Here is a 12938-nt window from a genome sequence, read left to right on the forward strand (position 1 = left end):
CCGATTTCAGACTAAGCTTTCAACCTGATTTCCACAGCCTTGCGATGCGCCTCCAGTTTTTCGGCACTGGCCATTTCAGTAATCACCGGAGCCAGGGCGCTCAGTCCCTCACGCGTAAGTTGCTGAAAAGACACAGGTTTGAGGAAGCTGTCGATGGTGAGCCCGCCCATTGCACGGGCAAAACCATAGGTAGGCAGGGTGTGATTGGTACCCGAGGCATAATCGCCTGCGCTTTCGGGGCTGAAGTGCCCAACGAATACCGAACCGGCATGCACTACTTTTTCGGCCAGGCTTTCCGCGTCGGCTGTGGCCAGGATCAGATGTTCAGGCGCATATAGGTTCGAAAAACGTATGGCCTCGTCTGTGCTGCGGAGCAGTATGGTCAGGCTATTCGACAGGGCCTGGCTTGCTATATCGGCACGAGGCAGGGTAGTAAGCTGATTTTCAAGGGCTTTGTTCACTTCGTCAACTACCCGCATGCTGTCGGTCACCAGGATCACCTGGCTGTCGGCGCCATGTTCGGCCTGCGACAGCAAGTCGGCTGCCACGTATTCAGGTCTGGCGCTTACGTCGGCTATTACCAGCACTTCCGAAGGACCTGCCGGCATATCAATGGCGCAATGCGACCGGCTGGCAAATTGCTTGGCAGCGGTTACGTACTGATTGCCAGGGCCGAAGATTTTATCCACCTTTGGTATCGATTCCGTACCAACGGCCATAGCTGCGATGGCCTGCGCGCCTCCAACAGCAAAAACCCGCTGCACACCCGCTTCGCGGGCTGCAAAAAGCACCGCCTCATTCACCTTGCCGTCTTTTCCAGCAGGGGTACACAAAATCACCTCGCTGCAACCTGCAATGGCTGCCGGTACAGCCAGCATGAGTACGGTACTGAACAATGGGGCGCTGCCACCGGGCACATACAGCCCCACACGGTTTACAGGCTTTTTCCTGATCCAGCAGCGAATCCCGGGCATGGTCTCCACCACGGGCGGCTCAATCATGGTGTACCGGTGGAAGGTATCTATGTTCTTCCTGGCCTTCAGAATGGCTTCCTTCAATGCCTCTGAAAGATTCTGACCAGCCTTTTCAAATTGATCCTGAGGCACTTCGAGTGTGTCGAGCTGCACACCCTCGTACAATCCCACAAAACGACGCACTGCCTGATCCCCAAACATCGAAACCTGTTCGAAAATCTCGGTCATCAGGTTCCAAAGATCCTCACTGTTGAGTTGTGGCCGGCGACAAAGTTCGGGCCACACAGCCGGTTCGGGATAATAAATGGTCTTCAGCATGGCTTTTGGTTTTAGTAAATCATCTTTTCAATGGGTATAATCAGGATACCTTCGGCCCCGTTGGCTTTCAGGGCATCGATATGGTTCCAGAAATCGTTTTCGTGCACCACTGAGTGCAACGAGTACCATCCTTTTTGTGCCAGCGGCATGATGGTCGGGCTTTTCATACCCGGCAGGATGGCAATGATATCTTCAATCTTTTCCTCCGGGCAGTTGAGCAACACATAACTATATTTTCTTGCATTGAGCACCGCCTGAATTCTGAACAGCAGTTTTTCGAGCAGGCTGCGTGCTTCATGGCTCAGGTTGTGCGAGGCCACAAGTATCGCCTCGGAACGAAGCAAAACCTCCACCTCTTTTAAACCATTGCTAAACAAGGTATTGCCCGAACTCACCAGATCGCACACTGCGTCAGCAAGTCCGAGCGAAGGTGCAATCTCTACCGAGCCGTTGATCAGGTGGGTTTCTGCCTGGATGTTGTTTGCATTCAGGTATGCCCGCAGCGAATTGGGGTAAGATGTGGCGATCCGTTTGCCTTGCAGCCAGCCAGGACCGGTAAAAGTAACTTCTTTGGGCACTGCGATGCTCAGCCGGCAACGCGAGAATCCAAGTTTCTGGACCACCTCCACCCTGGCCATGCTCTCCACAAGCACATTTTCGCCAATAATGCCGCAGTGCACCACCCCGTCCTGCACATATTCCGGAATGTCGGAATTGCGCAAAAAGATAACTTCCAGCGGAAAGCCCGTAGCCTCAGCTTTGAGCTTATCGGTGCCGTTTTCAACCACAATACCACAATCTTTCAATAAGCTGAGCGAGCCTTCATTGAGCCTGCCACTTTTTTGTACAGCAATTTTTAGCATTTCAGTTGTTTTGAGTTAAAAAAAACGCCCGGACTTAGGGGTCCAGGCGTCGGGTTTGACAATAATATCTGTTGTAACAGGTACACAGCTTCACCTTCGGCCTGGAACGCCAAAATGATGCTGCATCATATGCCTGTTGATAATGATCATTGCGATGTATTTTGGGGCAAAACTACACATATTCGGCATAGCACTACCAATTATGTCCGGAAAAAAAACAAAAAAAGCGGAACTAATTATGGTTCCGCTTCATAATCAGACACTTCCGATTTCTATTTTATTCCAAGTTTTGCCTTCACTTTGTCGGTGATGTCATCTGCATTGGCACCGGTGTAGAGCAGAACTCCGGTAGAGGCATCGATAATATAGGTGTAATTGTGTTCTTTGCCTACATCTTCGATGGCTTTCTTGATTTTATCCACGATGGGCTTCAACAGTTCGATGCGTTTGTCGGCATATTCTTCCTCGGCATTCTGCTGGAAATCCTGAATGCGGGTTTGCAGGTCGGTGATTTCTTTTTCCTTCGACTGGCGGATGAGGTTCGACATAGTGGACACAGTGTTTTGGTAATCAGTAACCTTTTTCTGGTACTCTGTCATCATTGTCCGCAGCTCGCCTTCGAGTTGCTTTTGGTAATCTTCCAATTGTTTTTCCACATCTGCGCGTTCAGGCATCTGATTCATCAGCACATTCGAGTCCACATGACCGATTTTGACGGCAGGGGTTTGGGCCTGAGCACACGACATCAGCAGTACCAGACCAATGAGATAAAAAGGTTTAACTAAATTTTTCATTTGCAAATTGATGGATTTAATGGGGCAAAATTAAACTTTTTCGGGCTTTTTATACCGCATTCTTGCTGCTTAAGAAGCTTTAACGTTTACCGCTGCGGTCTTCGCGACGGGTGATTTGCATCACTTTCCCGACTTCGTCGAGCACTTCGTCGCTGATATCGAACCGTGGACTGGCATAAAGCAGGACGGCGCCGGCAGCTTTATCGAAGATGAAGGCATAGTTGCGTGTTTCGGCAATTTCCTGCATGGCGTTGAAAATCTTTTCCTGAATCGGGCTGACCAGTTCGTTGCGCTTTTTAAACAAGTCGCCTTCCGGTCCGAAATATTTCAGCTGCAGGTCTTTGGCTTCGCGCTCTTTTTTCAGAATATCCTCTTCTCTTTTTCTTTTCAGGTCTTGCGGCAGCAACACTGCTTCGGTCTGATAGGCTTTGTACATTTCCTCCACCTTATCGAAAAGGGCTTTGACTTCCTTTTCCCATCGCTGCGACAGGGTATTGAGTTCCTCCTGGGCATCTTTGTATTCGGGAATGTTGTTGAGGATATATTCGGTGTCAACAAATGCAAAGCGCTGGTTTTGGAGCTGAGCCATTAAACCGGTGCTTATCAGGCTGAGGAAAATAATCGCGATTAGGGTTTTTGCTTTCATGACTTTTAGGATTTAACAGTTTAGTATTACCAAAAAACCTGCCAAACTTTAATCGATGGATTGGTTGATGGAGAAATGGAACTGGCTCTTGTTGGCCGAGGGTACGCCGTAGATAGGATCGAACCCATAGCCCCAGTCGAGGCCCAACAGGCCAAACATGGGCAGGAAGATGCGCACGCCTACACCCGCCGATCGTTTTACCTCGAAGGGATTGAAATCGCTGAATCCAAGCCAGGAGTTGCCCGCTTCAACAAAGGTCAAACCATAGATGGTAGCACTTGGGTTGAGCGAGAATGGATACCTAAGCTCCATGGTGTATTTGGTGAAGATGGTGCCGCCGATATTTTTGTCCTTGTAATAATTAGGTGTGATCGATTCGTTGATATAACCCCGCATGGCGATGATTTCGCGACCGTCGAAGTTGCTGTATCCCGACAAACCGTCGCCACCGAGATAAAACCGCTGGAATGGCGTCACACCAATGGTGCTGTTGTATGCGCCAAGGTAGCCCATACGCAAGCGCGCCGAAAGCACAAGCTTATTGAAAGTTTCAACATACCACGATGTGCCGAGCTTCCATTTGTAATACTCCACCATCCTGAACTTCTCGCTTTCGGTCAGTTCGCTGTAGTTCTTGTTGCTGAACAGTGAATAAGGCGGTGTAAGTTCGAGCGACAACGAGAAATCGGATCCCGAGCGGGGGAAAATTGGCTGGCTGACCGAGTTGCGGCCAAACACAATGTTGTAGCTGATCACATTGAATGTGCCTGTGCCATTGCCCACCCGGAAGATGGATCCGTAATTGCGCAAGGAGTAGCGCATCAGGTTAATTCCCTGATAAAGCGTAAAAAAGTCATCTGGCCAGGTGAGCCGTTGTCCGATACCGGCAGTGAAGCCATCGATTTTAAAGAAAGCATGCGTTGTATCGCTTCGCGGCTTTCCATCGCTGAAGAGTGAATGGTAGAATGATACGGAAAGCGAGGTTGGCTTGCGGCCTCCAAGCCAGGGCTCGGTGAAAGAGGCACTGTAATTCATGTAGCCTTTGCCAAAAGTCTGAAACCTGAGCGAGAGTTTCTGACCGTCGCCCGATGGCACAGGTTTCCATGCCTCGCGCTTGAACAAATTACGCGCCGAGAAATTGTTAAACGACAGACCCAGTGTGCCGATTACCCTGCCATAGCCCCATCCTCCCGATAATTCAATCTGGTCGGCAGAGGTTTCCTCAACCTTGTAATCGATGTCAACAGTTCCGTTGGCATAATCGGGTTTGACATCAGGCTGGATGGTCTCGGCATTGAAATAGCGCAGGTTGGCGAGCTCGCGTGTGGTGCGGATCACGTCGTTGCGGCTGAACAGCTGTCCAGGCCTCGTGCGCAGTTCGCGCACAACCACATGGTCGTTGGTTTTTGTGTTTCCTTTCACACCTACATTGCTGATGCGTGCCTGCTTGCCTTCGCGTATGCGGATTTCGAGGTCGATCGAATCGTTTTCGATGCGCACTTCCACCGGCTCGATGCTGAAGAACAGGTAGCCATCGTCCATGTAGAGCGATGTGACATCAAAACCATTGGGATTGTAGTTGAGGTTGGTCTCGAGCAATTCGCGGTTGTACACATCGCCTTTGCTGATGCCCAGAATAGCTGAGAGGGTCTTATCGTCGTATTTGGTATTGCCCACCCAGTCGATGTTGCGGTAGTAATACCTGTTGCCTTCGAAGATGGTGAGTTTCAGTCCAATGTTGCGGTCATCAATGCGGTATAGCGAGTCGGATACTACCTGAGCGTCGCGATAACCCTTTGAGTTGTATTTCTTTACAATCTTCTCGAGGTCTTCTCTGAATTTCGCTTCCTCGAAGCGCGATGCTTTAAGAATGCGTAGTCTGTAGTTGTCAGTAAAGTAGGATTCGATGCGTTGCAGGGCACTCACCGGCCTTAGCCTGAGCACATCGGTTGTGGCATTTACAATGGTGGGACCAAGTGGCACGAGCGGGTTGAAGACCCCACGTTCTTTGGTATCTTTCATTGCAGCGCGCACCTCTGCATCGCTGAGGGCTTCGTTGCCCTCTACCACGATCTCACCAATTTTTACTTTGGCATTCTTGCGGACGATGATGTTCAGGTCCACATAGTTTTCGCGCGATGGGTCGGGTTTTTGCTCTATTTCCACCTCGGTATTCAGGTAGCCTTTAGCAGCAAAATGTTTCTGAATGATGCGCTCGGTACGCACAAACAGGTGATCGGTTGCCACATCTCCCCGGGCAAGGTTTATCTTGCTGCGTATGTCGTCGGCTTCCGATTTTCTTAGGCCCTGAAATGAGAACTTCGACACGCGGGGACGTTCTTTCAGGTCGATTCTTAAGAAAATCAAGCCGCCTGTGATGTTGGAGGCCGAGATGCTGACGTTCTCGAACAGGCCCTGATCCCATAGCTTTCGGATGGCGTCGGTGATGCGGTCGCCGGGCACCTTGATGCGGTCGCCTACCTTGAGGCCGCTGAGCATGATGAGCACATTTGGATCGAGGTACTGCACACCTTCCACGGTGATGCCACCGATTTCATACTCCCTTGGCCGGGCGTAGTCGAAGGGCGAAAGGTCGGAACCAATGGGTATCTGGGCTACCACCGGCGCGTTAAAACTCCAAAGACTGATGATCGACAGAATGAACAGGACTAATCTTTTTCCCGAGAATGCTATTGGCTTCATTCCTGCTTTTTTCCTTTCTTTATTTGTTCACTTGTTTTGCCAAATCGGCGCTCGCGGCACTGAAAATCAATGATTGCCTTGTACAAGTCGTCGCGCCTGAAATCGGGCCAGAGTGTATTGGTGAAGTAGAGTTCTGTGTAAGCAATCTGCCAAAGCATGAAATTGCTGATGCGGTGTTCGCCACTGGTCCGGATGAGCAGTTCCGGGTCGGGCATATTGCTGGTAGTGAGCAGCTTTTCGATGCAGCTCTGATCCACTTCTTCGGGTTTGCATTTTCCTTCGGCAACCAGCTCAGCAATTTTCCGCCCCACCTGCGTCAGTTCCCAGCGACTGGAATAGCTGAGTGCCAGGGTAAGGGTCATGCGGGTATTTCCTGCAGTTTCGTCGATGGCGCGCTGCAGGTGCTTGCGGTTGATTTCGGGCAGGCTGTCCAGGTCGCCAATGGCATTGAGGCGGATGTTGTTTTTATTGAGGGTTGTGATTTCGGTCTTGATCGTTTGCAGAAGCAGGCGCATCAGGGCGTTGACTTCGGTGCGCGGCCGGCTCCAGTTTTCAGTTGAAAAAGCGTAAAGGGTAAGGTAAGGTACGCCGAGTTCGGCTGCGGCTTCAGCGGCTTCACGCACTGCAGTAACTCCGTTGCGGTGGCCGAAAACCCTGTGTTTGCCGTGCTTTTTCGCCCAGCGTCCGTTGCCGTCCATAATGATGGCAATGTGCACCGGCAGCTTATTCAGATCAATTTTGTCCTTAAGCGATTGCTTATTTATTTGTTCCCCGTCCAAAGGTTTTAGTTATTTCTTATACACTCGGTTTTGGAAAGCGTCGCATTTGTGCTTTTTCTGAAGCGAGAACCTGTAAGTCAGCGAAACACCTGTGAAGTTGTACCAATCGGTTTTGCCCGGGTCGTCCCATTTAGCGGTCTCATTCAGAGGAATGGCATCAGAGTGGTCGAGATAGTCAGCGAAAGCACGTCGCATGCCCCATTCGGCGCCTACAGCCAGCCGATTGGTGAGGCTATACTTGAACCCCAGGCCAAACGAGGCATGCAGCGGAAGCCGCCATGCGGTGCCGGTGGCATCAGTTGCCTGAATACGTGTTGCCCCCAGGCCGGCAAAGAGGTAAGGGGTGGCATAACTTTTTTCGCTACCTGTGAAGTAATCGAAAAAGTTAAACTCGGCCACTAACCCGGCTTCCTGAAATGGCGTATTAAAAGGGATATCCCGCACAGTATCTACCCTGGCATAATTCCCTGAAGTGGCAAGCCGGCCGCTCAGAATATTCAGCCGGTAAGCCCAGCGGGTGCTTTTGCTGTAGCGTGCTACCAGCCCGAATGCCGGCTCGACATCCTGAAACGGCATGCCCGGGTTGAGGTCGCCATTGTAATAGGCGATACCGGCAGCTGGACCAAGCTCAAGATTCTGGGCATGTGCAGGCCGCATAAAAAATGCGAAAGCAAACAAGGCCGGAATGGTCAGTTTGTACATTTTTCTCCAGGGTTGTGCCCGACAGAAGCTGTTTGGGCTTCGGTGCGAACGGATTGCAAATTTAGTTTTTTATCGGCTACGCACCTCAGTTTCTTACATCGAGGCCCCACAACAACTTTTCCCTGATGGTGCTGAAAAATCCTTTCCCTCGGTTTCGATCAGCCTGATGTTGAACGGGGCCTTTTGAAACACCAGTTCGTGCGACTGATCAACAACAGCGAGCCTTGAATCCATGCTCAGGGTAAATTGGGTGTGCCGCCCTACGACTTTGAGCCTGATGGTGCTGCTGTCGGGAATAACGATGGGGCGCACACTCAAATTGTGTGTGGCAATGGGTGTGATGACGAAATTGCCGGAATCCGGTGTCAGAATCGGGCCTCCCGCACTCAGGGAATAGGCAGTTGAGCCGGTTGGTGTGGCCACAATCAAACCATCGGCCCAGTAGGAATTCACAAAGGTCTCGTTCACATACAACTGTATGACTATCAGCGAGGTAGCTTCCTTTCTGAAAACTGTGGCTTCGTTGAGCGCATAATTGATATCGCCAAAAAGCGCTGCAGGCTGGATGAGCTGAATGAGCGACCTTTCCTGTATGCCAAAACGCCCAGAAACAAGGGCATCCATGGCATGGTCAATATCCTGACGGGACACGCTGGACAAAAATCCCAGTCTGCCGGTGTTGATACCAAGAATAGGAATTCCTGAGTTGCGCACCAGGGGCAGGGTGTCCAACAATGTTCCATCTCCTCCGATGGAGAGCAAAGCCGTGGCATCGGCCGGAAGATCGGCATAACTCGAGAAAAGCCCCTCTACCGATTCGAGGCCGGTGTATTGCTTCAGCGGCGCCATGAAAGGCTGATACACATAAAGTCGTGCACCAGCGTGAAGCAACCGGTCGAGCATCAGACGTAAATATGGTGAGTGCTCACCGGCGATGTTTTTACCGAAAATGGCCAGCTTCATGGGCAGCATAGTTTTCCGGTTGCAAGATTACGACATAATGTTTTGCCGGAGCACATACCTTGTCAGATTGGCGCGACAAAATGAAGGAAAAATCCACTTTGACGGAGGTGATTGAGCGATAGCTCGAACCTCCAGACCAGGTCGTAATAGGTCACCAGGTCGAGACCAAGTCCGGTGCCATAAAGCAGCCTGTTTTGCAGGAAGTTGTCCGGCCAGGGATTGGGTTCGTGCACATAGCCGGCATCGAACAAGGCATTGAGGTACAGGGCATAATGTATTTTGGAAAAGCGCTCGGTGACCGGCACAGGGAGTTGTCTGGACTGTGGCTTCACCAGGGTGTATTTGATATTGCTTTTAAACAGGCCGAAACTGCGTCCGTCCACAACATATAGCTCATAACCTCTCACAAACTCGTTGCCATACCCCAACCCACGCCTGAGCTGGTAGGGTTCGGTTTTCCCGATAACTGTTTTAACTGTGGTGGTAAAAGCCCAGTTCCAGCGAGGTTTGATTGGTCGGTACAGGTCAAAAGTGGCCTTGAGGTTGGTGTGAGCAGGTTCGTTCGACAGCAATCCCAATCCTCGCTGCTCAGCGTTTAGCTCAAAATAATGTCCGTTGAGCGGATAGGGACGCGAATCGCGAAAGTCGTGCTTCAGGCGGTAGGCCAGCCGGAACATCCTGAAATCAGGCTGGTTATTGAAACCCATCTCCGGATTGAGCTTTACCAATGTATCTGCAAAGCGGAAATTCTCGTAAGCCAGGGTAAAGGCATGCAGGTTGTGAATCTCCGGCCGGAACGTAAACGTGAGGCGGAAGTAGCCCTGACGTCGGGCAAAACCATCTAACGACTTGTAATGTAAATATTTATGGTTCTTTGCAGCATAAAACGTCTCACGACTGAGCGCTACTCCGGTTTCCAATGATGCGCCAAAGCTTTGTTTCCGGTTGAGGTATGGGATTTCATAATTGAGGTAATAGTTCTGGTTGTAACCTGCGCGTGCCAACACACGCAACACTTCCATTCTTCCCCTGAAATTGTTGATGGTCACAAAAAAACCGTAGTTGGTCCGCCGCAGATCGCGAAGTTCCCACCAGCTGTTGAAATTGCGTTCGGCGAGCTCGAAAATCGGAAATGGCCACACATACCAGCGTTCTGTAACATCCACCACCACATCCTTTTCGGAAGGCTTTCCGGGAAAAGGAACCGTCCGGATGTCCACAAAATTGAACAATCCACGGTTGAGCAGGTTTTGGCGGCTTTTGCGGCTAAGCTGACAAAATTCGCTCAGGCTGAGCGTATCGCCCTGCCGGAATTCCATCTCGCGCATGATGATGTGTTCGCGGGTCACTTTGTTTCCCTCAGGCAAAATAGCCCTGACCACAAATTGTTCGTCGGGCAGCTGCAAACATGAATCGGCAGGCCTGCCATTCGACGGCAGTTCCTGTGCCTGCGTCAATGCTGAGGCTGTAATAAGGAAAACACTCAGAGCCAGCCACCTCATATGCTCATGTACTTCATGAAGGCAGCAAAGCGATCGTGCAGGTCATCTTTGTCGGAATGGTTGGAGTAAACACCGGCTACATTGTAGTTGAACCTGTTGAGCGCCTGAAGCACCGGGCCAACATCCATGCGGTTGGTTTTAATATTTACTTCAATGCGCGTCGACTCCATATTATAGCGAATAAAATAGCTCAACAGCTGGGTGTCGTTTTCCTCGAAAATGCGGGCAAGGCTCGATAGCACAAAATCGTTTACGCTCATTTCGAGCACGATCACTGTTCCGGGCTCGTTGAACGAATAGGCCTCGGCAAAAGTCTCAATAAGTTTCTGTGTTGTGATCGAACCCAGGTAATGGTGGTTATCGTCAACCACCGGAACGAGGGTCAGTTTTTGCGCATGCACCATACGCATCACATCGAAAAGGTGGTCCGATTCGTTGACAAAAGCATTTGGAAGGCTGAGTTCGATATTGCCCACCGGGTCATCGAAGTTGTTGTGGGCAAATATATCCACCTCTGAAATCAGACCTAAAAAAACCTCGGCATTCACGATGGGCAGATGCAGAAGCCGGAGGTCTTCCATCCAGCTGAGCGCCATACGGCCGGTGTCGCTGGTTTTGAGCGGAATGATTCCGTCGGTCACAATTTCCCGGGCGTTCATGGTTTATTCAGTTGTCGTTTGAGTAATCATTGAGCATCATATTCAGATAGTTCTGATAGCGCGAGGATGCAAGGGCACCATCGTTAACAGCTTTTTTTACTGCACAATCGGGTTCATGCATGTGGGTGCAGTTGGCAAAGCGGCAGTGAGGCATCAACCGGCGCATTTCTGGAAAACGTTGAGCAAGCGTCTCTTTTTCAAGGTCATATAGTCCGAATTCCTTGATGCCAGGCGTATCCACCAGCCAGCCTCCGTCGGGCAAGGCAATGGCCTCTGCAAAAGTGGTGGTATGTTTTCCTTTCTGATGTTTGTCGGAAATAGCACCCGTGCGCAGGTTCAGCCCGGGCACCAGACGGTTGATCAGCGCCGACTTGCCCACTCCGCTGTGACCGCTGAAAAGTACCACCTTATCCTTCAGAAACTGCTGCAAAGAATCAATATTCTGGCCGGTGTAGGCAGAAACATGGATCACCGGGTAGCCGGCATTGCGGTAAATGTCCGACATATGGTTCAGCACCTCCTGCCCCTCCCTGGTTTCCAAAAGGTCTATCTTATTGAAAACCAGCACAGCCGGAATATGGTATGCCTCAGCTGTTGCCAGAAACCTGTCGATAAAACCTGTAGAGGTGCGCGGTTGGGTAATGGTGGCCACAAGCATCACATAATCCAGATTGGCCGCAATGATATGAGCTGCACTCGACAATCGGGTAGCTTTGCGGATAATCAGATTGGTCCTTGGCGGGATGTTGGTTATGAGTGCAGTATCTTTTCCAGGTTCCATTTCAAAAACCACTCTGTCGCCCACAGCCACAGGGTTCGTTGTACGTATCCCCTCAAGGCGAAATTTTCCACGCAACCTGCACATCACAACCTGTTTGTCGTCCCCTGCCACCGCGTACCAGCTTCCGGTGGATTTAATCACCATCCCTTGAGGCATAAATTTTATTTTGCGAACAAATATAAATGTAAATGCCGGCCTTCAGGCAATCATGCGTTTTGATAGGGCTAAAGGAGGTTAAAAAAACGAGCGAGAGCGTGCGCAATACTACCTACTTTCGTTGAACATTTAGTAACTTTATAATTTTCTTAATTATTGATATTCAATATTTTATCCAATATAAACCGGTAAAATCAACACATAACAGGCGATCTGCTTTGCATAATTGCAAGTTGTGATTACTTTTGCCTTATCCTCATTCTTAACCAATTGACCTGATGAATTCATTGCTGCTCTCTTTTGTAATCCCCTTGCTTTTCACACTTGCAGCCCTTGCATACCTAAGGCAAAAGTTTGCTTTCAAGCAATGGAACATGATTTTCCAGTCGTTGTTTTTTGGAATACTCTCAGTACTTGTTGTGGTCTTGCTGGATCAATTTGCAAGGACCATGGACTGGAACTCCCTGAAAAGCCTGAAACGCACCGGTTTTTATTCATTTGTTGTTGTGGGTTTCGGAGCCGAGTTAGGAAAGTTCCTGGTGCTCAGATACCTGTTCCTTCCGAAAAAACATTTCTATGGACCGGTTGAAGGCGTGATTTACAGCACGATGATCAGCCTTGGATTTACCCTTGCAGCCCTGCCTTTGTTTGCTCTGGGCGTATTCAGCAGTCCGGCCAGGCCGCTGTTCGTCATTTTCTACACGCTTGCGAATCTGGCCTTTGGGGTGATTACAGGCTTTTTTGCCGGGCTGGGCAAGCAGCGTCGGAACCGGCTCATCGATTCGCTCTCGGGCCTGGGAACAGCGGGCTTTCTACACGGGTTTTTTTACTTTATCAACCTCACCGATGAATACACCATCTACACGCTATACGGTCTCGGAACCCTGTTCATCAGCGCTATTTTGCTGGTAAAAGCCAGGAACCTGAAAAACGAAACCGCTGTGCAATAGGGTATTGCACAATTTCCGTCGTCGGGACGGAACGAACCAAAAACCAAAACCAATGTATGAAAGCCCAGGGCAACCGGGCAGATTATTTTTCAGGCCGGGATACCTGAGCCTGAGCTTTTCTGTTGTAATGTTCTTTTAACAAATTAAA

12 protein-coding genes are annotated in these 12938 nt (G+C 50.1%); 1 reads left to right on the forward strand and 11 read right to left on the reverse strand.

The window, feature by feature from the left end:
• Positions 1 to 11 precede the first annotated feature (11 nt).
• The 11 genes from hisD to rsgA all read right to left on the reverse strand — a co-directional run bounded on the left by hisD (position 12) and on the right by rsgA (position 11840).
• Complete coding sequence (hisD, locus tag IPM52_04810; protein MBK9290927.1) at positions 12 to 1292, reverse strand: histidinol dehydrogenase; 1281 nt, start codon at positions 1290 to 1292, stop codon at positions 12 to 14.
• 11 nt (positions 1293 to 1303) lie between these two features.
• Positions 1304 to 2155 (reverse strand): ATP phosphoribosyltransferase, encoded by an 852-nt coding sequence (locus IPM52_04815; protein MBK9290928.1) that lies wholly within the window; start codon positions 2153 to 2155, stop codon positions 1304 to 1306.
• 272 nt (positions 2156 to 2427) lie between these two features.
• Entirely contained in the window at positions 2428 to 2949 is a 522-nt protein-coding gene (locus IPM52_04820) for an OmpH family outer membrane protein (GenBank protein ID MBK9290929.1), read from the reverse strand.
• A gap of 79 nt (positions 2950 to 3028) precedes the next feature.
• Entirely contained in the window at positions 3029 to 3595 is a 567-nt protein-coding gene (locus IPM52_04825; protein ID MBK9290930.1) for an OmpH family outer membrane protein, read from the reverse strand.
• Positions 3596 to 3643: 48 nt separating this feature from the next.
• On the reverse strand, positions 3644 to 6298 hold the full coding sequence (locus tag IPM52_04830) for a BamA/TamA family outer membrane protein (protein MBK9290931.1): 2655 nt from the start codon (positions 6296 to 6298) through the stop codon (positions 3644 to 3646).
• Positions 6295 to 7062 carry an isoprenyl transferase gene (locus IPM52_04835; GenBank protein ID MBK9290932.1) on the reverse strand — a complete coding sequence of 256 codons (768 nt, stop codon included), beginning with the start codon at positions 7060 to 7062 and terminating at the stop codon, positions 6295 to 6297. The genes IPM52_04830 and IPM52_04835 overlap by 4 nt, the downstream gene beginning before the upstream one ends.
• 24 nt (positions 7063 to 7086) lie before the next feature.
• Positions 7087 to 7779: a hypothetical protein gene (locus tag IPM52_04840; GenBank protein ID MBK9290933.1), complete on the reverse strand. Its 693-nt coding sequence runs from the start codon at positions 7777 to 7779 to the stop codon at positions 7087 to 7089.
• 93 nt (positions 7780 to 7872) lie between these two features.
• Positions 7873 to 8742, reverse strand: a complete 870-nt coding sequence (locus IPM52_04845; protein MBK9290934.1) for an NAD kinase — start codon at positions 8740 to 8742, stop codon at positions 7873 to 7875.
• A 62-nt stretch (positions 8743 to 8804) separates the two neighbouring features.
• Complete coding sequence (locus IPM52_04850; GenBank protein ID MBK9290935.1) at positions 8805 to 10244, reverse strand: BamA/TamA family outer membrane protein; 1440 nt, start codon at positions 10242 to 10244, stop codon at positions 8805 to 8807.
• On the reverse strand, positions 10241 to 10903 hold the full coding sequence (locus IPM52_04855; GenBank protein ID MBK9290936.1) for a CBS domain-containing protein: 663 nt from the start codon (positions 10901 to 10903) through the stop codon (positions 10241 to 10243). Before IPM52_04855 ends, IPM52_04850 begins: the two co-directional genes overlap by 4 nt.
• Before the next feature lie 7 nt (positions 10904 to 10910).
• On the reverse strand, positions 10911 to 11840 hold the full coding sequence (gene rsgA / locus IPM52_04860) for a ribosome small subunit-dependent GTPase A (GenBank protein ID MBK9290937.1): 930 nt from the start codon (positions 11838 to 11840) through the stop codon (positions 10911 to 10913).
• 278 nt (positions 11841 to 12118) lie between these two features.
• Here rsgA and IPM52_04865 point away from each other — a divergent pair, with 278 nt between their 5' ends.
• Entirely contained in the window at positions 12119 to 12790 is a 672-nt protein-coding gene (locus IPM52_04865) for a PrsW family intramembrane metalloprotease (GenBank protein MBK9290938.1), read from the forward strand.
• Positions 12791 to 12938: the final 148 nt, after the last annotated feature.

The organism is Bacteroidota bacterium (assembly GCA_016715945.1).
Lineage (GTDB): Bacteria > Bacteroidota > Bacteroidia > Bacteroidales > F082 > JALNZU01.

What these genes read in the sequence shown, in the direction of transcription:
- hisD (MBK9290927.1), bottom strand. Translation starts at nt 1,292, where the DNA reads ATGCTGAAGACCATTTATTATCCCGAACCGGCTGTGTGGCCCGAACTT.
- IPM52_04815 (MBK9290928.1), bottom strand. Translation starts at nt 2,155, where the DNA reads ATGCTAAAAATTGCTGTACAAAAAAGTGGCAGGCTCAATGAAGGCTCG.
- IPM52_04820 (MBK9290929.1), bottom strand. Translation starts at nt 2,949, where the DNA reads ATGAAAAATTTAGTTAAACCTTTTTATCTCATTGGTCTGGTACTGCTG.
- IPM52_04825 (MBK9290930.1), bottom strand. Translation starts at nt 3,595, where the DNA reads ATGAAAGCAAAAACCCTAATCGCGATTATTTTCCTCAGCCTGATAAGC.
- IPM52_04830 (MBK9290931.1), bottom strand. Translation starts at nt 6,298, where the DNA reads ATGAAGCCAATAGCATTCTCGGGAAAAAGATTAGTCCTGTTCATTCTG.
- IPM52_04840 (MBK9290933.1), bottom strand. Translation starts at nt 7,779, where the DNA reads ATGTACAAACTGACCATTCCGGCCTTGTTTGCTTTCGCATTTTTTATG.
- IPM52_04845 (MBK9290934.1), bottom strand. Translation starts at nt 8,742, where the DNA reads ATGAAGCTGGCCATTTTCGGTAAAAACATCGCCGGTGAGCACTCACCA.
- IPM52_04850 (MBK9290935.1), bottom strand. Translation starts at nt 10,244, where the DNA reads ATGAGGTGGCTGGCTCTGAGTGTTTTCCTTATTACAGCCTCAGCATTG.
- IPM52_04855 (MBK9290936.1), bottom strand. Translation starts at nt 10,903, where the DNA reads ATGAACGCCCGGGAAATTGTGACCGACGGAATCATTCCGCTCAAAACC.
- rsgA (MBK9290937.1), bottom strand. Translation starts at nt 11,840, where the DNA reads ATGCCTCAAGGGATGGTGATTAAATCCACCGGAAGCTGGTACGCGGTG.
- IPM52_04865 (MBK9290938.1), top strand. Translation starts at nt 12,119, where the DNA reads ATGAATTCATTGCTGCTCTCTTTTGTAATCCCCTTGCTTTTCACACTT.